Annotated in this window: 13 protein-coding genes; 1 reads left to right on the forward strand and 12 read right to left on the reverse strand. The window is 71.5% G+C overall.

Annotated elements, in window-relative coordinates; all coding sequences use genetic code 11:
- Nucleotides 1–82: 82 nt before the first annotated feature.
- The 6 genes from Vqi01_RS17720 to Vqi01_RS17745 all read right to left on the reverse strand — a co-directional run bounded on the left by Vqi01_RS17720 (nucleotide 83) and on the right by Vqi01_RS17745 (nucleotide 7,391).
- A complete protein-coding gene (locus Vqi01_RS17720) occupies nucleotides 83–1,285 on the reverse strand; it encodes a DUF6004 family protein (protein WP_204035916.1) in 1,203 nt (400 codons plus the stop codon).
- A gap of 248 nt (nucleotides 1,286–1,533) precedes the next feature.
- Complete coding sequence (locus Vqi01_RS17725) at nucleotides 1,534–2,886, reverse strand: metallopeptidase TldD-related protein (protein WP_204035967.1); 1,353 nt, start codon at nucleotides 2,884–2,886, stop codon at nucleotides 1,534–1,536.
- A gap of 23 nt (nucleotides 2,887–2,909) precedes the next feature.
- A complete protein-coding gene (locus Vqi01_RS17730) occupies nucleotides 2,910–4,457 on the reverse strand; it encodes a TldD/PmbA family protein (protein ID WP_204035917.1) in 1,548 nt (515 codons plus the stop codon).
- Nucleotides 4,421–5,689, reverse strand: coding sequence for a cysteine desulfurase (locus Vqi01_RS17735; protein ID WP_204035918.1), 1,269 nt, complete (start codon nucleotides 5,687–5,689; stop codon nucleotides 4,421–4,423). Before Vqi01_RS17735 ends, Vqi01_RS17730 begins: the two co-directional genes overlap by 37 nt.
- Nucleotides 5,686–6,504 (reverse strand): crotonobetainyl-CoA--carnitine CoA-transferase, encoded by an 819-nt coding sequence (locus Vqi01_RS17740; RefSeq protein ID WP_204035919.1) that lies wholly within the window; start codon nucleotides 6,502–6,504, stop codon nucleotides 5,686–5,688. The genes Vqi01_RS17735 and Vqi01_RS17740 overlap by 4 nt, the downstream gene beginning before the upstream one ends.
- Complete coding sequence (locus tag Vqi01_RS17745; protein WP_204035920.1) at nucleotides 6,501–7,391, reverse strand: class I SAM-dependent methyltransferase; 891 nt, start codon at nucleotides 7,389–7,391, stop codon at nucleotides 6,501–6,503. The genes Vqi01_RS17740 and Vqi01_RS17745 overlap by 4 nt, the downstream gene beginning before the upstream one ends.
- Nucleotides 7,392–7,591: 200 nt before the next feature.
- Between Vqi01_RS17745 and Vqi01_RS17750 the strand changes: the two genes are divergently transcribed.
- Nucleotides 7,592–8,320, forward strand: coding sequence for a DUF899 family protein (locus Vqi01_RS17750; protein WP_204035921.1), 729 nt, complete (start codon nucleotides 7,592–7,594; stop codon nucleotides 8,318–8,320).
- Here Vqi01_RS17750 and Vqi01_RS17755 read toward each other — a convergent pair.
- From Vqi01_RS17755 to Vqi01_RS17780, 6 genes are read right to left on the reverse strand one after another with little or no spacing between them, the layout of a single operon-like run.
- The gene (locus Vqi01_RS17755) at nucleotides 8,278–8,997 is read right to left on the reverse strand and encodes an NHL repeat-containing protein (protein ID WP_239098471.1); all 720 of its coding nucleotides are present in this window, start codon (nucleotides 8,995–8,997) and stop codon (nucleotides 8,278–8,280) included. The genes Vqi01_RS17750 and Vqi01_RS17755 overlap by 43 nt on opposite strands.
- 45 nt (nucleotides 8,998–9,042) lie before the next feature.
- Nucleotides 9,043–10,179: a trans-sulfuration enzyme family protein gene (locus Vqi01_RS17760; protein WP_204035922.1), complete on the reverse strand. Its 1,137-nt coding sequence runs from the start codon at nucleotides 10,177–10,179 to the stop codon at nucleotides 9,043–9,045.
- A gap of 3 nt (nucleotides 10,180–10,182) precedes the next feature.
- Entirely contained in the window at nucleotides 10,183–10,629 is a 447-nt protein-coding gene (locus tag Vqi01_RS17765) for an acyl-CoA thioesterase (RefSeq protein ID WP_204035923.1), read from the reverse strand.
- The gene (locus Vqi01_RS17770; protein ID WP_204035924.1) at nucleotides 10,626–16,478 is read right to left on the reverse strand and encodes a type I polyketide synthase; all 5,853 of its coding nucleotides are present in this window, start codon (nucleotides 16,476–16,478) and stop codon (nucleotides 10,626–10,628) included. The genes Vqi01_RS17765 and Vqi01_RS17770 overlap by 4 nt, the downstream gene beginning before the upstream one ends.
- Nucleotides 16,370–17,332, reverse strand: a complete 963-nt coding sequence (locus Vqi01_RS17775; RefSeq protein WP_204035925.1) for an enediyne biosynthesis protein — start codon at nucleotides 17,330–17,332, stop codon at nucleotides 16,370–16,372. Before Vqi01_RS17775 ends, Vqi01_RS17770 begins: the two co-directional genes overlap by 109 nt.
- Nucleotides 17,329–19,302: a CRTAC1 family protein gene (locus tag Vqi01_RS17780; protein WP_204035926.1), complete on the reverse strand. Its 1,974-nt coding sequence runs from the start codon at nucleotides 19,300–19,302 to the stop codon at nucleotides 17,329–17,331. The genes Vqi01_RS17775 and Vqi01_RS17780 overlap by 4 nt, the downstream gene beginning before the upstream one ends.
- Between the last annotated feature and the right edge of the window lie 3 nt (nucleotides 19,303–19,305).

Consider the following 19,305-nt stretch of genomic DNA (forward strand, 5'->3'; position numbering starts at 1 on the left):
AACCGCCACCCTTGAAGAGTGACGTCGCCCCGGGTGACGAAGGGCACCCGGGGCGACGTCTGCTACCGGACTGAACCAACCGTCACGCGCTGACGTAGGCCTCGGAGCCCACGAGTGCGTCGGCCAGCTTCATCTGCACGCCGGTCAGGCGCGCCCGGACGTCGCCGCCGGAGGTGCGCAGAGCGGCGTCCGCGTGGTCGGCCGTCAGTACCGTGCCGGTCGGCTCGAGGTCCTTGAGCCGTCCGGCCAGGTGCACCGGAGCCGTCGCGTACAGCGTCGCCGACGGAGTGAGCAGCTCGAAGTGAGCGTCGAAGTGCAGCTCACCCGGGTAGCGCAGGGTGCTCAGGCTGTCCTCCGTACCCTCACCGAGCTGGCCGCCCGAGACGGTGAAGAAGCTGGCCCGCAGCATGACCTTGCCACCCAGAGCCGGGCTGTTGCCCACCAGCGCCACCCGCGCAAGCTGGGCCAACACGCCGGAACCCTGGTCGTGCTTCTCCGGGCCGAAGAGGAGGATCTCGGTGCCGGCGGCCAAGGGGTAGTCGCCAGCGAGTTCGATCTCCTCGGTACGGCCGTTGACCTCGACCTTGATCTTCGCCTCGGTCGACGCCTGAATGATGATCGACGGGTCGACCAGCATCGAGACGCACGGGCCGATGCTCGACGCGAAGAAGGCGCTCGGCGTGTCGCCGACGGCCTCGTTCTCGTCGTTCGACGGGTACCACGCGGCCGGCAGGTTGGTGCCCCCGACCACGTTGTGCGCCAGCATGACCTCGCCCTGGTCACCGTAGGGGCGACCGAGGAGCCCCGTTGTGAGCGGGGTCTTGTACGGCGGCACGCCGTCAACGATCCCCTTGACGTCGATGACGCCCCGGTGGACCAGCCGCATGGTGCTGGTCTCCAGGATGCCGAACCGACGGATGTGGAACTCCGCGGGGAAGTTCTTGCCGGGCACGATCTGCTTGATGTGACCGGTGTTCGGCAGGTAGGGGTTCGACAGGATCTGGATCCGGTCGTTGAGCGTGTAGCTGAACCCCTTGATGCCGACCTCGGGGGCGCTGATGAGCTCCAGGTTGAAGCTCGCCTTGCCGTCCTCGTCGACGGTGTGCTTGAACCCCTGCATCGGCCACTTGTTCATCTGCACGAAACCCGACATGTTGATCGTCTCTCGGCGACCACCGTAGTAGTCGTCGCCGAAGACGACCGTCGCCGCCGCCAGGATGTGCGGCCGCAGCGGCTTCGGCTCGATGTTGAGTGACTCGTAGGTCTCTCTCGCCGTGTCAGTCACGGCTCCACCTCCCTGTATGCCCCGGATGCGGTGACGCCTCTGTGACGCCTCTCGACCGGAGGACCACAACTCGGGACGCTATCGATTTTTAAAGTGCTCGTCAATCGGCCTCGATTGATCATTAGCGAAATAATGTCCCAATTCACGTATGGTTGAAGCCAAAGTACGAGGTAGGGCTGAGACTGTTCCACACACCAGTCCAGCGGAGTGCTATCGGTTTCTCTACCGCGAAGCTCGACCGGCGACCGTCAGACCGCACCCGTCGTGGCGGTCAGCGGAAAGTCCGGCACCCGCAGCATCGGCATGGCCACGTGCGCCACCGCGTCGCCCCAGTCCCGCGCCCGGGTCGGCACGGTGCGCCCAACCTCCGTGGCCCGCCTGACCATCGCCAGCGGGCTGTCGTTGAAGCGGAAGTTGTGCACCGCACCGACGACCTCGCCGTCCTCGACCAGGTAGACACCGTCCCGGGTCACCCCGGTCAGGGCCATCGTCGCCAGGTCCACTTCCCGGATGTACCACAGGCTGGTCAGCAGCAGGCCACGGCGGGTGCGGGCAATCAGGTCCGCCTCGGCACCGCCGCCCGGCGGCCCTTCGAGGATCAAATTCTCCACCAGCGGGGTCAGCGGCATGCCCAGTTCCTCGGCGCTGTGCCGGGTGTGCACCAGCGAGCGCAACCGCCCCTGCTCCCACCAGCGGGTCGGGCCCAGCGGCAGGCCGTTGTCGAAGACCGACCGGGCACCGCTCGACGCCGCCGCCACCAGGAAAGGCGCACAACGCAACCCCTCGGCCCGCGGATCGCTGCGGAGGGTCAACGGAACCCCGGCGATCGTCTCCCCGATCCGGGTACGGCCGCCGGCACGGCTGTAGGCCGTCCGGCCCTGCGCCGCCGCCCCGGCACCCGCCGTGGTGTACGCGTAGTTCATCAGATCGGCGACCGCGCTCGGCGGCACGAGGCACTCGTACCGGCCGGGTGGCAGGTCGACCCGCCGCCGCTCCCAACGCAGTCGCCGGTCGAGATCGTCCTGAAGCCCGGCCACCGACACGTCAGTGAAGTCGTCGGTGACGGCGCTGGTCCACACCGGAGCACCGCGCCCGTCACGCGCGGTGAACTCCAGGTGCCCGGCGGATCCGTCATGCCGCAGCCGGGCACCGGTGGAGGTCCCGAGAAACGTCGTCCGGGCCCGGTGTTCGGCGTACCCGTGCAGCACCTGGCCGTGGCGATCGGCCCGCGCGAACCCGGTCGAGAGCTGCTCGACCAGGCCGGCGAGCACGCCCGACGCGAGCGGCCGGACCGGGTCGTCCCAGTGCGGCGACGCCGCACCCGGCTCCGGCAATGGCCGGGCGTCCGGTGCCGGCGGTGCCTGCCGGGCCACGGCCTCCGCGCCATCCACCGCGTCGACGATCTCGGCCCGACCCACCCGGCCGGACACCGACACCGCGCCCACCCGGCCGCCGACGACCGACACCACCGACACCCGATACTCGTCCGCGTCGCCGGCCGCCACCAGCGCGCTGTCGGCCCACCGCAGGTAACGGTCGACGCCGGACTCCACGATCACCACGGTGGCGTCGCCCCGAGCGGCGGCGAGGGCCATCTCGATGGTCTCCTGCGGCCCCGGCGTGCTCATCCCGTCGCCCCCGTCCGCGTGTCCATCACGGGCACCGCCCGGAACAGCGCCGACGGGCAGCCGTGCCCCGCCGCGGCGATCTGGAGCGGCTGGGCCTTGCCGCACTGGCCGGCACCGGACATCAGCCAGGTCTGCGGACCACCGACCACCTCCAGCGATCGCCAGAAGTCGAGCGTCGTGCCCGTGTACGCGACGTCGCGTACCTGGCCGACCAGCCGCCCGTTGCGGATCCGGTGAAATCGCTGGGCGGTGAACTGGAAATTCACCCGGGCCATGTCGATGGAGAAGCTGTTGTCACCGACGACGTAGAGGCCGTCGCGGACCCGACCGATCAGCTCGTCGGTGTCCGGGCCGTCGGGTGCCGGGCACAGCGAGACGTTCGGCATCCGGGGCACTGGCAGGTGCCGGTAGGACTCCGCGTACGCGCAGCCGGTCGAGCGGTCCAGTCCGGCGGCACCCGCGGTCTGCCGATCGTGCTGCACCCCCACCAGCAGGCCCTCGGTGACCAGCGGCCAGGAGCCGGCGGCCACCCCGTCGTCGTCGTAGCCGACGGTCGCCAGCGCGTGCGGGGTTGTCCGGTCGGCCACCACCGTCATCTGCGGTGAGCCGTAGCGCAGGACACCGACGTCCTGTTGCCGGACGAAGGAGCTGCCCGCGAAGGCCGCCTCCCGACCGCGCATCCGATCCAGTTCGGTGGCGTGGCCGACCGTTTCGTGGATCGTCAGCCACAGGTTGGTCGGGTCGATCACCAGGTCGTACCGTCCCGGCTCGAGCCTCGGGGCGGCGGCCTTCTCGTCCAGCAGGTCGGGCATCCGGGCCAGTTCGCCGGCCCAGTCCCAGCCGGTGCCGGTCAGGTACTCCCACCCTCGGGCCGCCGGCGGCCCGAGCGTCCGCATCGCCTCGAACGTCCCGTCGCCGGCGTCGATCCGGAAGCCGAACGCCATCGGGTGCAGCCAGATGCGCCGTTGCCGGATCCGCCGGCCCTCGCTGTCGTGGTACACCGTCGACTCACGGAAGACCTGCAGGTACGCCTCGGCCAGGTGCGCGCCGCCGTCGCGCAGCAGCCCACACCAACCGGCCAGCAACGCGGTGCGCTCGGCGGCCGGGACCTCGAACGGATCCACCTCGTACGGCGACTGCCAGTCCACCGGTGCGGGCACCGGTTCGGCAGTGAGACGCACCGGCTCGCCCCGCAACGGTCGCACCGTACGGGCCAGAGCGCAGGCGCGGGCCGCCAGCGCGTCGACCCCGCCCGGGGACAACTCGACCCCGGCGGCGAAACCCCAGGTGCCGTCCACCAAAACCCGCACCCCGACACCGGTCTCCACGCTCTCCTGGCTACTCTCCGGACGGCCGTCGCGGACCCGCTCGCGCAACACACGGACCCGCCGCAGCCGGACGTCGGCGTACGTCGCGCCACCACGGCGAGCCTGCCGCAACGCCGCGTCGGCCAGGTCGTCGACCGGCAGCGTGTCGAATCCCGGCTCGACGGCCGGGGCCGGAGTGATCACCGGAAGCGGACCCCGGGGTAGTGCGTCGTCCACTCCCCTGCCCGCACGGTGCGCAGCACGGCCACCACCCGGTCGATCTCGGCGACGGTGCTGTAGACCGCGAAGGAGATCCGTACGGTTCCGACCAACCCCAGGTCGTCGAGGAAGGTGCTGGCACAGTGCACGCCGGAGCGGACGGCGATGCCGTGCCGGTCCAGGTGACCGCCGACATCGTAGGGATGCAGGCCGTCCACGGCGATCGAGACGATGCCGGCCGGATCGGCCGCCGGATCGCCGACGACCCGCACCCGTTCGATGTCGCCCAGCGCCTGCACGGCGTACCGGACCAGGTGCGCGTCGTGCGCCCGTACCGCCTCCCGATCGAGGCCCTCCAGCCAGGTCAACGCCGTGGCCAGCGCCACCGCCGCGGGGATGTCCGGGGTGCCTGCCTCCAGCCGGGCCGGTACCGGCACGTACGACACCGGGGCATCGTGGGAGACGCCCTTCACCGTCCCGCCACCGACCTGGTACGGCGGCAGGTCAGCGAGCAGGTCGCGACGGCCGTAGAGCACGCCCGAGCCCATCGGGCCGTACACCTTGTGACCGGAGAAGCAGTAGAAGTCGGCCCCGATCTCCCGTACGTCGACGGGCAGGTGTGGCACCGCCTGCGCGCCGTCGACGACGACCGGCACGCCGCGCTGGTGCGCGACGCGGACGAGGTCCCGAACCGGGTTGACGGTGCCGAGCACGTTGGAGACGTGGGTGACCGCGACGAGGCGGGTCCGGGGGCTCAGCTCGGCCGCCAGGGCGTCCGGCTGGACAGGCCGGCCGGCGGCGGTCGGCACCACCCGCAGGGTGGCGCCCTGCCGCTCGCACAACCGCCGCCAGGGCAGCAGGTTCGAGTTGTGTTCCATGCCGCTGACCACGATGTCGTCTCCTGGGCCGACGATCCGCGCGGCGAAGGTCTCGGCGAGCAGGTTCGTCGCGTCCGTGGTGCCCCGGGTGAAGACGATCTCCTCGTCATGGGCGGCGTTGAGGACGCGGCGCACGGTCGCCCGCGCCTGCTCGTACCGGTCGGTGGCCCGGCGGCTCAACTCGTAGAAGCCCCGGCCGATGTTGCTGTTGGCGGTGACGTACTGGTCGACCAGCGAGTCGAGCACACATCGGGGCTTCTGTGTGGTGGCCGCGTTGTCCAGGTATGCCAGCTGCGGGCGATGTTCGGCGTGGTCGAGGAACGGGAACTCGTCCCGCACCGATTCCAGGGGATGGGCAGCCGTGTCGGTCATCCTGACTCCTCCGTGAAGCTCGCGATGAAGCGGTCGAGGAAACCCGGTGGGCAGGGGAACAGCTTCTGCTCCGGGTAGGGCCGCTCCGTCGGCGGAATCCAGCCGGGAGCGCCGCGGCGGGGCCACCGCCCGGTCCGGTCCGCCAGGTGCGGCCCGTGGAAGAACCAGCAGATCTGGCTGACCTGCTCGGTGAAGACGACCGGGTGCACCAGTGGCGAGTACATCGCCAGGTGGCCGTAGGCGGCCCGGAACTCCCCTGCCACCCCCATCGTCGCGCCGTGCAGGACGTGCCCGAACACATCGTGCACGACCCGGAAGATGTCGTTGTGCAGCAGCTCGACACCGTCGACGGTGACGCCCGACGGCGCACAGAGCGGATGGTCCGGTGCCGGCCCGTGGGGACCGTGTCCGTCGCTGGTGAGATAGACGTACAGCACGCCCGTGCGGTCCACGGAGTCGATCAGTTCGGCCGCGCCGCGGTACGGCTGCCCCGGCCCCTGCCACGGCACGACCCGCAGCCCGGCCGGTTCGAGCAGCGCGAAGTGGCGCTGGGTCTCCTCGGTGAAGCGGGTGTACCGGGCGACGAGGTCGGCGTCGAGGGCGCGCCGAGGTGCGCGGTCGAAGTGCCGGGCCACCTCGCGGCAAAACTCCGGATCGACACGGACCCGGGTGCGGGACAGCCGGGACAAATCCCGGTGGGGGAGTTCGTCCCGTGCGGCGGCGGCGTCCACGTACGCCTGGGCGACTTTCAGCAGGCGGTCGTGCCGCGCCGACGGTCGGACCCGATCGGACGGGCTCTCGGCTCTGGTCGTCATCCAGTCCTCCCCGGCGTCGCCCCGTCGGGTGCGCCGCGCGCCCGCAGGCACAGCGCCGAACCGGGCAGGCACACGATGCCCTCGCCGTCGGCGTACCCGGCTGCGGCCTCGGCCAGTCGGTTCCACCCGGCGCGTTCGCCGTCACCGCCGAGGTGCTGCCGCACCGCACGCAGCAGCCCGGGCGGTGTCACGTCCCGGGCGTACTGGAGGTACTCGTCGACCGAGGCGAACCGCATCGAGACCGGCACGGACTCGATGGTGATCTCGACGAATCCGGCGGCCGCCAGTTCCTCGCGGGTACGCGTGGCGTCGCACATGCTGAAGGGACCGGGTCGCTGCGGTGGCGGGCCGGGCAGTTCGGCACCGAGAGCGCGGAAGGCCAGCGCGGTCATCGGATTGGCCGCCGGGGTGTCCCAGACCGCCGCGGCCAGCACGCCGCCGGGGGCCAGCAGGCGGCACAGGTCGGACAACATGCGGTGCCGATCGACGGCGAACATCAGGCCCCAGCGGCTGAGCACCGCGTCCATCGAGTGCGGTGGCAGGTCCAGTGACTCCACGTCGGACTCGACGAAGTCGATCGGATGGTCGAGACCTGCGGCGGCCATCCGGGCGCGGCGTACCATCTCCGGGGCGAGGTCGATGCCGAGGACCCGGCCGGTCGTGGCGACCAGGCGTCCGGCGCTGATCGCCGGCTCGCCCGTGCCGCAGCCGACGTCGAGCACCCGGTGGCCGGGGCGTAGTCCGGCCGCGCGCAGCAGCCAGGCGGTCACCGGCGCGGCGGCCCGTTCGTACCGGTCCCGCCAGAACTCCCACCCGCCGCTGACCGCGTTCCAGGTGTCGCGTTGCTCGGCCTTGAAACCTGCCGGGTCGAACTGCACGACAGTCATGCTGTCTCCTCGCCCGCGAAAATCGACTCCGCCAACTATATGATTAGTAAGTATCTTGGGCAACGTCGGCTGCTGCGGCCTGAAGACGCACCAACGACAACTTCTTCTTCAAGCGTCATGCCCTCGGCGCGGCGCCCCAGCCCCGCTCTCCCACCGGTAGCCTTCGCCCGAAGCACCGGATCGTCCGAAGGGGAGCCGACATGAGCCAGGCCGACCCAGCCACCCCACCACCGAGCTGGCCGGTGGGTGCCGACGAGGCGTACGCGGCGGCGCGGCGCGGACTCGCCGATGCCGAGCAGGAGCTGCGCGACCAGGTCGAACGGGTGGCCGCCGCCCGCCGTGCTCTGCCACCCGGCCCGCTGCTGGCCGACTATCGGTTCACCGAGGGCCCCGTCGACCTGGACCGGGCCGAGCCGAGCCGCGACGTGCGGCTGCGTGAGCTGCTCGACGGACACCCGACGCTCTTCCTCTACCACCTGATGTTCGCCCCGGACGCCACCGAGGCCTGCCCGATGTGCTCGATGTGGGTCGACGGCTTCCACGGCGTCCTGCCGCATCTGCTGCGGCACACCGCTGTCGCGGTGGTGGCGAAGGCACCGCTGCCCAAGCTGCGGGCGTGGGCGCGCGATCGTGGCTGGGCCGGCCTGCGGATCGTCTCCAGCCACGGCACCTCGTTCAACGCCGACATCCGGGCCGAGTACCCGGACGGCACACAACGCCCGATGGTCAGTGTGCTGCGGGCCGAGGGCGAGCGGGTACGCCATCTCTACTCCGCCCCGGCGAGCTTCCCGGACGGCGGCGAGCGCGGTATCGACCTGCTCAGCCCGGTCTGGAACGTGCTGGACCTGCTGCCCACCGGACGCGGCGACTGGTACGCCTCCAACGACTACACCGCCGAGCCCGGCGCCGGCCGATCCGCTCCACGCTGACCGTCCCCCTCGCCGAGGAACGCCTCGGTGGCCAGCAGGTCCGGCAGCCGTACCGCCGCCAGCCGGCGGCCCGCGAAGTCGGCGTACCAGACCAACGCGCCGTCCCAGGTCAGGCCGACCGGCCGACCATCGACGAGCGCCTCCCCGAGCAGCCTGCCGTCCCGGCCGTCCACCGCCCGCAGCAGCGCGGCCTCGAAGTCGGCGTAGATCACCACGTCCCCCGCCACGGTCAGACCGGAGGGCGTACCGGGCACCGCGAACTCCCGGCGCACGGTCATCGTCTCGACATCGCGCAGCTGCACCACCGACGGGCCACGCAGGCCCATCCACATCATCACGCCGCTGGTCTCGACACCACAGAGCCGGCCACTCGGCGGCCGAACCTCCCGCTCGGCGAGGACCTCCCCGTTGGTCGGGTCGATCAGCAGGATGCGCTTCGGACGTCCACCGACCTGGCACAGCGCCCCGCCGCCCACCGTCAGGTCCGCCCGTACCCGGCGGCAGGACAGCGTACGTACCACCGCCCCTGTGGCCGGGTCGAGCGCGTAGATCTCTCCGGCCTCCTGATCCGAGTGCCAGAAGACCTCACCGTCGTAGGTGAGCCCGCACAGATAACTGCCGGGCGCCGGCAGCTCTCGGACGACGGGCAATGTCGTGTCGACACCGGGAATGGTCATCGAAAACCCCTTTCGTCGCGGTGGAGTCGGTCGGCCCGGCCCGGGTCAGCCGCCGTCTGCGAGCGCCCGGGACAGGTCCTCGACCAGGTCGCGGCTGTCCTCGATGCCGGCCGAGAGGCGGATGAGCGAGTCACTGATGCCCCGGCGGGCACGGACCTCGGCGGGCACCGGCCGGTGCGTCATCAGCGCCGGACACTCCACGAGGGAGTGCACACCGCCGAGGCTGACCCCGCAGGAGAACAACGCGAAACGGTCCAGCAGCCGCGCCGACGGGCCCCCCAGATACTCGAAGGACACCATCGAACCGGGCCCGGTCATCTGGGCCTTGGCCACCGCATGCTGCGGATGCTCGGCAAGCCCCGGATAGTGGATCCTCCCGACGACCGGGCTGGCTCGGAGCCGCTCGACCAGCGCCCACGCGTTCGCCACCTGCCGATCCACCCGCAGCGACAGGGTGTGCAGGCCCCGCCGGACCAGAAAGCAGTCCAGCGCGCCCGGCACGTTGCCGGCCGCCGTCCGGTACGACCGGTACGACGCGTGCAGTTCCTCGTCCCGGTAGACCAGAGCGCCACCCAGCACGTCGGCGTGCCCGGCGATCGATTTCGTCGTGCTGTAGAGGGAGACATCCGCGCCCAGGTCCAGTGGACGCTGAAGCACCGGACTGGCGAAGGTGTTGTCCACCACCAGCCGGGCACCGCGCTCGTGCGCCCGGCCGGCGACCTCGGCGATGTCCACCACGCTCAGCAACGGATTGGTGGGCGTCTCGACCCAGACCAGCGCGACACCCGGGACGTCCAGCGCACTGTCGATCCCCTCCGGCGTGGTCAGGTCGGCGTAGCGCACCCGGACGCCCTGCCGGGCCGCCCGCTCGAACAACGCGTCGGTGCCGGAGTAGACGTCGTCGGTGCTCACCAGGCATTGCCCCGGGCGCAGCTGGGCGAGCACGGTCGCCGCGGCGGCCTGCCCAGAGGACAGGACGGTCGCGAACCGCGCCCCCTCCAGTTCGGCCAGGCACTCCTCCAGCTGCTCCCGGGTCGGGTTCTCTCCTCGCCCGTAGAAGTAGCGGGGGTCGTCCTGCGCCCGCCGCTCGTACGTCGTCGAGACGTGGATCGGCGGCACCACGTCTCCGGTGCCCGGCGTGACCCCACGGCCTCCGTGCACCAGGCGCGTGTCGAAACGCATCGGTCACCCCATCCCGACGCCGGCACTGCGGAACGGTGACAGCGCCCGGACCAGGCCGGCCGGTACGCGGGCCGGCTCGGTACGCCCGTTCGGCCCACGCATGCAGGCGATCCGCTGCCGCCCTCGGGCCACCAGCAGGTCATCGTCGGCGATCCGCAGGTAGTCGAAGGCCAGCTCGATCTGCGTCTGGGTCAGCTCGGCCAGCCGCATGCGTACCGCCAGCCGGTCGAACGGGGCCAGCTCGGCGAAGAACTCGCAGTCGACCTTCAGGGTGAACAGTTTCAGGTCGCCCCGCAGCTCGTCGAGCACCTCCGGCGCGTGCTCGTGCAGGAACATCTCCCGGCACCGGCCCTGCCAGCGCAGGTAGTTGACGTAGTAGACGTTGCCGACGAGGTTGGTCTCCTCGAAACCGATGGTGTGGTGGTACTCGTAGTAGCGCGACACTGTCACCCCTCCGTCCCGTTGAGGACCGCCACCACGACCCGCTCCGCGGCACCCGCCACCGTGCACACCCGGGTGGCGATCCGCACGCCACCGGAGTCCAGCACCACCCACCCGTCCGGGGCGGCGCCGGACACCAGGGTCAACGGACCGCCGGTGTGCCCCGCCTTCTGCAGGCATTCGGTCGCGCACCACACCCGGGTCGCCGCGAGGTCCGGCGTGTCACCCACCTCGGCGACGAGCAGCGCCGCCAGCGGCCCGTGCCGACCGATCAGGCCGCGCCGGGCGTCCGCCGAACGGACCGTCACCGGCTCGACGTCGCAGGCCAGCGGAGCGCCACCGATCACCGCGAGGCGCAGTGGCGCGGAGTACGCCACCGACACCTCACGCATGCCGTCGACCTCGGGTCGCCCGTCCGGTCGGTGCCGTACGACCACTGGCCGGCCGGCCGCCCGGGACAGCAGTGTGTCGGCATCGCGCGGCCCACCGCCCGGCGCGGCAGCCACCGCGATGTCCCCGGTGAACACCTCCGCCAGATGCCGCTGCAACAGCGGCCCGAGCAGCACCGCCGGCCACCCCGCAGCCGGTGCGTGTGGGCGTACCGCGCGCAGTCGAAGCCCCGTCCAACTCTCGATCACCGTGCCGGTCGCGTCACGGACCACCGCGTCGTAGACGTAGCCGGTGCCATGCTGCTCCCGTTCCCAGGCGGTCATGGTCACCGTCTCGGCGGCGGAGAGCTTCGGACCGGCGGACCAGATCCGGTCGATGCCCTCCGGCAACAGCGTCGCGTCCGGCACGCACACCTGGATGCCGTGCATGAACGCGTCCCGGGCACCGGGGTCGCCCAGCACGAGACGGCCCGGTAGGAAACGGCTGAACCATTCGCCCGCGTCGCTGGTGGTCACCTCCGCCTCCACGAGCCGCGCCGCCACCTGTCGGTAGCCGTGCAGCCGCTGGAACCGACCGGTCTGGAACAGCAGGTCACCATAGAGGTCGTGAGCGGGTTCCAGGGGCAGGGCCGGCAGCTCCGTCTGCCTCGGTGCGGCGGTGTCCTCCGGGTACGACCCGTCCGGCGCGAACCGCATGCGGGCCCGGAAGTGATCCGCCGCGAACCCGGTCGCGGCGCTGCGGATCACGACGTCGATCACCTGTGCCGACCGGACCAACGCGGCGACCCGGATCGTGACACCGTCCTGCGGGTCGACCACCACCGGCCGGTCGAACCTGACATCTTCGATGACCGGCACCCCCGGGTGGCGGGCCAACGCCGTGGCGACCTGGGCCATGGCCTCCAGGCCGAGCACCGCGGGGAAGAGCAGGTCACCGTCGAGCTGATGATCGGCCAGGTACGGGTCGGTGGTGGGCGCGAGATCCACCTCGCAGACGAGTTCCACACCGTCGTAGCGGATGAGAGGTCGCTCGGTGAACCGCAGCAGTGGCAGGTCCGGTCGGTGGTACCGCAGGGTCTCCAGCCCGCCGGTACGCCCGGTGACCACCACCACCGGCGGCAACGTGTCGTCGGAGAGCACCTCGCGCAGGACACGCAGTCCGTCCTCCGGGCCGATCGGGGTGACGCCACGGCCACTCAGCGCCTCGACCACCGACAGTCGTTCCCCCATGCCGACGCCGGACCACACCGACCACTCCAGGCAGACCGCGCGGCACCCCGGGTAGGTGGCCGCGACATCCCGGGTCAGCTCAGCGAGCGCCTCGTTGGCGGCGGCGTAGTGCGCCTCGCCGTGCAGCCCGGCCCGCCCGATGATGCTGCCGAACGTCACGAGCAGCCGCAGCCGCGCGGGGTCGATCGCGGCGAGCACCGCGCGCAGCCCGCCCACCTTCGGCGCGAACACCTGGCGCACCGCGGCTTCGTCGAGGTCGCCCAGCGCGGTGGGGGTGTTCAGCCCGGCGCCGTGCAGCACGGCGGTCACCGGGCCCCAGTCGGCGGTGAGGTCGGCGACGGCGGCGGCTACCGCGGCAGCGTCGGTGACGTCCACCCGCAGGTAACGTAGGTCGCCGGCGGAGTCACGGAGCCGGGACAGGTTCGCGGCCAGCACCTCGTCGGTGGCCGGGTCGGAACGACCGACCACCGCCAGCCGGCCACCGCTCTCCCGGGCCAGCATCGCGGCCGCCTCGGCGGTGATGCCCTTGCCACCACCGGTCACCAGTAGCACGTCCTCCGGCCCTAGGGGCAGCGGACCCGGCCGGGAATCGACCGGAGCCGGCCGCAGCATCGGCACCCGGCGGATGCCCGCCGCGTCATACGTCACCTCGGTGAAGTCGACGGTGCCGGCCACCTCGGCCACCACCTGGTCCACAGTGTCCGGTCCGAGCGGCGTCGTCACCACCGTGGTCCGCAGCCGGTCGCCCTCCAGTCGGGCGGTCTTCGCCAGCGCCCCACCCCGTGCCGCCGGCTGCACCAGCACCAGCCGGCCGCCGGCGGATTGCCGCAGCGCGGCCTGGGCACCGCGTACCGCGATCTCCAGGTACGCCTCGTCGGGGTCGTCCGGCAGGCAGACCAGGACGCCAGAGCCGAGCCCGGCCTCCTCCAGCGCGCACCGCAGCGGCTCGGCGAGCGGATGGCCGGGACTGGCGAAGAGCTCCCACCTGCCCCCGGTGCCGGCCAGCTCGCCCGCCGGCACCGGCTCGTCGACCATGTCCACGACGAAGGTTCGTACCCAGGGCGCGACCCCGGCGACGAGATCGGCCCGTCCGGCGGTGTCCTCACGCCCCCGGGCTTGCAGCGCCTCGGCCATCTCCCGCAGGGTGGCGGTGGCGAAGTTGGTCGGCACGGACACCGCCGACAGCCCCATCGCACGCGCCGCCTCGCTGACGATCTGCCCCACGGTGATCGAGCTCATGTGCAGATCGTCGAGGAGGCGACTGTCCTCGTGGAGCACCTCCACCGGCAACTCCGCCCGCTGCGCCACCAGCTGGCGGACCAGCTCCAAAGCCCCGTCGCCGGCAGGGAGCGCGACCTCGGCGGCCGGCGTGGGCGACGCGGCGGTGGCCGGCACCGCCACCTGGGGAGCGGACTCGCAGGGGTTGGCGAAGAAGGTGCCGGGCCGTTCCAGGTCCAACGGCCGGGTGAACCGGTCCTCGAACAACGCCGGATAGCTGGCCGGACCGCCCAGCACGTACACCGCGCCGACGGCGGTGAGCAGGCCGACGAGAGACTCGGCGTCGGTGTCCAGCGCCAGCGCCGGAAGGTCCGGCATCTGGTCGCGGGCCAGCCGGGTGAGCACCTGCCCCGGCCCCACCTCGACGAACAGGTCGACCTCGACCGCGGCACGGGCCAGTGCCGCGGTGAAACGCACCGGCGCCTGGATCTGCCGGTGCAACAGCTCGACCAGGTCGGTGTCCGGTGGCAGCACGATCCCGGTCACCGTCGAGGCCACCCGCCGCAACGGCGGGCCGAACCGGCACGACCGCAGCCGTTCGCCGAAGGCTTCGGCCGCAGGCGCCATCAGCGGCGAGTGGAACGCGTGCGAGACATCCAGCCGGGTGCAGGCCAGCCCGGCCAGCGAGGCCCGCCGAGCCACCTCGCCGACGGCGTCGTCAGTGCCGGCCACCACCGTCTGTCGGGGGCCGTTGTAGCCGGCCACCACCGCGCCCGTGCCGTCCAGCAGGGCGGCGGTCTCCGTCGGGTCGCCGATGACGCCGGCCATCGCACCGGGCCGGGCCAGGCTCGCCATGAGCTGCCCCCGCGCCGCGACCAGATCCCGCAGCTCACCCTCGTCCAGGCAGCCCGCCCAGTGCAGGGCGGTCAACTCGCCGAGGCTGTGCCCGACAGCGACGGTGGCATCGATGTCGAGCGCGTCGAGCACCCGCAACGCGCCGATCGACCCGGTGACGATGCGGGGTTGGGCGGCGGCGGTCGCGGCGCTCGCGCCACGGTCACCGCCCGGGGCGTCGCCGGCGGCCCGCCAGACGTCGTCCACCTCGGTGAATCTCCGGCGCAGTGCGCCGCCGCCCCAGCCCTGACCGGACCCCTGGCCGGGAAAGAGGAACCCAACGCGGACCGGACGGGTGACCCGCCCGACGAAGACACCCCGCCCCGGGTCGACCAGCCTGCCCGGGGCACCGGGTGCCAGCGCGGCAGCCGCCGCCTCGAGCGCCCGCTCGGCCTCCCGAGGGGTACGGGCCACGAGGGCGGCGCGGTAGGCCCGCCCACGTTGCTGCCGGTGCAGCGTCGCCGCCAGGTCGGACAGGTCGGCGAAGGCGAGCCCGGCCACCACTGGCCGTAGCTGCTCCAGCCGTTTCCGCAGGGCGTCCGGGCCGTCGGCGTCCACCAGGAGCAGCTCGGCGTCCTGCGCCGACCGGGCGAGTTGCCGGGTACGCCGGTCCAGCTGCCGGCGACGCGGACGTACCGGCCCGTCGATCACCAGGTGGGTGTTGATGCCACCGAACCCCATCGCGGTGATCCCGGCCCGCTGCGGGGCGTTGTCCGGCCAGGGCTCAGCACGGCGGACCACCCGCAGCGCCGGCCGGTCACCGACGAGTTCGGCGTGCGGATCGGTGCAACCGACGGTCGGCGGGATGACCTGATGGTGCACCGCGAGTACGGCCTTGATCAGCCCGGCCACGCCAGCCGCCGCCTTGGTGTGACCGATCATGCCCTTGATGGAGCCGATCGCCGCGGGTGCGGCCTGCGGGTCGGCCGACCGTCGTTCCGCGCCGAGCGCCCTCAGTTCGGTGGCGTCGCCCACCGCTGTCCCGGTGCCGTGCCCCTCGAACAGCGGCACGGTTTCCACGCCGAAGCCGGCCCGCTGGTACGCGCGGCGCAGCGCCAACCGGTAGCCGTCGGCCTCGGGTCGGGTCATGCCGCCATGTCCGTCGGAGGAAACACCCCAGCCGGCGACCGTGGCATAGATGCGGCGGCCCTGCGCGAGCGCGTCCCGCTCCCGCATCAGCACGACCATGCCGCAGCCCTCACCCGGCCAGAATCCGTTGGACCGGCGGTCGTAAACGTACATCTCCTCCCTGGCCAGGGCGCCGGTGCGGGCGAAGCCGACCATCTCGAACGGGTCGATCGACAGGTCCACTCCACCGGCGATCGCCACGTCGACGTCATGGTCGGACAGATTGCGACAGGCGGTCAGCACGGACAGCAGCGAGGAGGCGCAGGCACCATCCACCGTGTAGCCACCACCGTGCAGGTCGAAGTAGTTGCAGATGCGACCGGCGATGGTGTTGGACAGGCCACCGGCGAGGCTGTCCTCGGTCACCTCCGGAAACGGCGACTTGTAGGAGGACTCCAGACCGGCGAGGAAATCTGCCACCCGCTCGTCGTCCCAGCCCTGCTCGCCCAGCGCGGCACCCACCACCCGCCGTACGTACGGCCAGCGCAGCCGCATCGTCCCCGCCCGGGTGAATTCGCCGGTCAGCGTGTTACCGACGACGACGGCCGTACGCTCGCGGGGCAGTCCGTCGCCCTCGGCGAACCCGGCGTCGGCCAGTGCCTGCGCGGCCATGTCCAGCGCCAGCCAGTGGGTCAGGTCGGTGGACCGGTAGGTGCTGCCGCTGACCTTGAAGCCGACCCGGTCGAACTCGTACCCCTCGATCACCGCAGCGTTGGCCGCGTAGTAGCGGTCGGCCGCGGTCGGGTCCGCCGACCAGTAGTCCTCGGCGCGCATCCGCTCGTCGGGCAGCCGGCGGAACGCCCGCCGCCCGGCGAGGGCGTTCTCCCAGAGTTGGCCGGGTCCGACGGCGTCGGGAAACCGGCAGGCCAGGCCGACTACGGCTATCCGACTCATGCCCGCACCATCTCGCGTGTCACGTTGGCCGGCACCTTGCCGTCCACAGCCCCGGCATCGGTGGGCTGCGGCCGGGCGGCGAGGCGCACCGCGTGCAGCGACCACAGGAAGCCGCCACGGATCAGGCAGACGATCGCGGTGGCGAAGAACAGCCCGTACACGATGGATGCGCCGGTGAGCACGCCGTAGACCAGAGCGACACTTCCACCGAAGGCGAGCTGCGACCACGGCTTCGACGGCGTCGTCCCCGGATCGGTGATCATGTAGTTGGTGAACAGCACGAACGCCACACCGGTCATGGGGATCAGCGCGGTGACGATGGAGGTGTCGAGCACCAGGCCACGGAACACCGCCTGGAGGACGAACACCCCGAGCCAGCCGACGATCAGCCACATGCGGCCGGTGAGCTTGGCGTTGAGCAGCGTCCCGAAGACCACGATCGCCGCCGGAACGATCCAGTCGCCGACGCCGGTGAGGTTCTCGGTGAAATGGTACGGCGGTGCGATGGAGATCCACGGAAACAGCAGCAGCGCGACCGCGATACCGAAGTTCGACGGGTTCATGTGATGCCGGAGCCGGCCGTTGACCGGCGCTCGGAACAGCCACTTGCCGCTGATCGCGATCATCACCGCCAGGAGCATGACCGGCAGCTGGTCGTTGACGTACAGCAGCATGTTCACGGCGAGGCTGGTGATGTGCGCCGGGTAGAGGAACTCGATGAATCCGCGTACGCCGCCGCCGAGGTAACGGGCGCGGCGCTCCTCGGCCCACGCGCCGATCGTCTCCAGCAGGATCTCGACGCTGTACCCCACCGCCAGCGCGAGCAGTGGCCACGCCCAGGCCTGCTCGAACCCGAGCACGGTGTATCCGAAGATGTTCAGGACCGTAATGGAGATGGCGAACCTGCGCAGCGCGGTGACGATCCGCGGGTCCTTCTGGTGGATACGATGCTGACTCATCGCGAAGCCTTCCGTGCCTGGGTACCGAGGGCGAGGGTGTGCCGCCCGGGGGTGAGCCGCAGCTCCTGCTCCCGGAAGGTGCCCTCACGGTCGCGCCAACTCAGCCGCACGGTGACCGGACCAGTCACCTCACCGAGGCCGACCGAAACTTCGTTGCTGCGCCGGCCGGAGTGGCCGCTACCGCCGTCGACGCGGTCGATCAGCACGCGCCCGTCCGGGGTGGTCACCCGGACCTGCGCGCCGATCACCGGTGACCCGGCACCGGCGAGCGGGTCGGCGGCCTGCGGCTGGTCGTGCAGCAGCCGCAGCGTCAGGTTGGCCCCGGTCGCCGGGCTGTCGTTGTGGTAGAAAACGGGTGCGTCCCACTGCCGGGCCACGGCGAAGTCGGGCCGGCCGTCGCCATCCGCGTCACCGACCGCGACACCCCGGCTGGGCACCCGCTCGGCCAGCCCCAGTTCCAAACTCAGGTCCTCGTACCGACCGTTGTCGCCGGCCACATGGAAGACCAGGTGCTGGCCGCCGGAAATGTCGTCGCCCTGCTCCACCCGTGGCCACCACCGCGGGTCGGCCAGCAGCTCGTCGTTGGCCGTGGCCAACTCCTGCAACTGCGCCCAGCGGTTGACCTCTCCCTTGACGAAGCCCGCCGTCTGCACGATGTCCGGCCGGCCCCGGTTGGTGAAGTCGGCGAACTTCACGTCCCAGCTCCAGCCGCTCCAGGCCAGGCCCAGCTCGGCGCTGCGGTCCTGCCACGGCGCCCTGCCCTCGCGCAGCGCGGCACGAAGCTCGTCGGTGTCGCGAGCCGTGTTGACGAAGGCGAAGTTGCTCTCCTGGAGGCCGAACGACGTGGTGATGTTGCCGACGTACAGGTCGAACATGCCGTCGCCGTTGAAGTCGCCGAAGTCGACGCCCATGCCCTTGAACGAGTCGTGGCCGACCCGCTTCGACTTGGGCGTCAACCCGGGTAGCCCGCTGCTCTCCACCAGGGCGAAGGCGATCCGGCCCGGCTCCGACCGGTTGTGCAGCAAACGGTCGGGGCCGAAGTCGTTGGCGATGTACAACTCCGGCAGCAGGTCACCGTCGACGTCGTTGGCGGCGACCGCGAGCGTCCAGCCCCGCGACACGTCAGCGGTGAAGACGTCCGGCACCTCGGCGTACGAGACGCTGGGCTCCGGGCCGGCGCTGCCGCCGGTGAACCTCAGCACGTGGTCCTCGCCACCGTTGAGCGCATTGGACATCGACCGGTTCATCGCCACCCCGCCGTGCTGGCCGGGATCGAGAACCGGGCTGTCGGGGAAGTAGTTGCCGATGTAGACGTCGAGGTTGCCGTCACCGTCGAAGTCGGCCAGCGTCGCGGCATTGGTGTTCCACTGCGGACCGGTGTAGGTGTCGCCGGCCGGCACCCGGTCGGGCAGCAACTCGACCGCCACATAGGCGTCGCGGGACAGGGCGGTCGCGTCGGCCCGCGCCAGGAACGCCACCGGTGTGCGACCCCAGTAGTAGACCAGTAGGTCGGTGCGGCCGTCTCCGTTGAGGTCGCCGGGCAGGCAGCCCATCGGGGCGATGTGCGGGTTGGTGGGCAGCGGCGCCGGGTCCAGCACGAACGGCTGGTAGCGGTCCGCGCCCGCCGTCGGTGCCGGCGACACCACGACCTGGTCGATGCGCGGGTCGGTGATGCAGAGATCGTTGGCGAGCCCGTCGCCGTCCAGGTCGTTCATGGCGATACCCGCCCCGACCGAGGAGATCCACGCCGCGATGTGCCGGTACGCACCGTTCACCTGGCGGATCGACTGCTGCGGCAGCCCACCCGGCATGGCCAGCGACAAGGGCGTGAACCGGTAGGACTGCGCCATCACCCGCCGCTCGTCGGCGCTCGCCTCCGGCAACCGGACAGCCACATAGGTGCCGACGAGCAGCACCAGCGCCACCGCCCCGGCCAGTTGCCTGCGGAGCATTCTTCTGATTGCCGACAAGGG

This window comes from Micromonospora qiuiae (genome assembly GCF_016863555.1).
Taxonomy (GTDB): domain Bacteria; phylum Actinomycetota; class Actinomycetes; order Mycobacteriales; family Micromonosporaceae; genus Micromonospora; species Micromonospora qiuiae.

Bases quoted from the DNA above. Each gene is read 5' to 3' on its own strand.
- Vqi01_RS17760 (WP_204035922.1), bottom strand. From the start codon at position 10,179: ATGCGTTTCGACACGCGCCTGGTGCACGGAGGCCGTGGGGTCACGCCG.
- Vqi01_RS17775 (WP_204035925.1), bottom strand. From the start codon at position 17,332: ATGAGTCAGCATCGTATCCACCAGAAGGACCCGCGGATCGTCACCGCG.
- Vqi01_RS17745 (WP_204035920.1), bottom strand. From the start codon at position 7,391: ATGACTGTCGTGCAGTTCGACCCGGCAGGTTTCAAGGCCGAGCAACGC.
- Vqi01_RS17750 (WP_204035921.1), top strand. From the start codon at position 7,592: ATGAGCCAGGCCGACCCAGCCACCCCACCACCGAGCTGGCCGGTGGGT.
- Vqi01_RS17735 (WP_204035918.1), bottom strand. From the start codon at position 5,689: ATGACCGACACGGCTGCCCATCCCCTGGAATCGGTGCGGGACGAGTTC.
- Vqi01_RS17740 (WP_204035919.1), bottom strand. From the start codon at position 6,504: ATGACGACCAGAGCCGAGAGCCCGTCCGATCGGGTCCGACCGTCGGCG.
- Vqi01_RS17755 (WP_239098471.1), bottom strand. From the start codon at position 8,997: ATGACCATTCCCGGTGTCGACACGACATTGCCCGTCGTCCGAGAGCTG.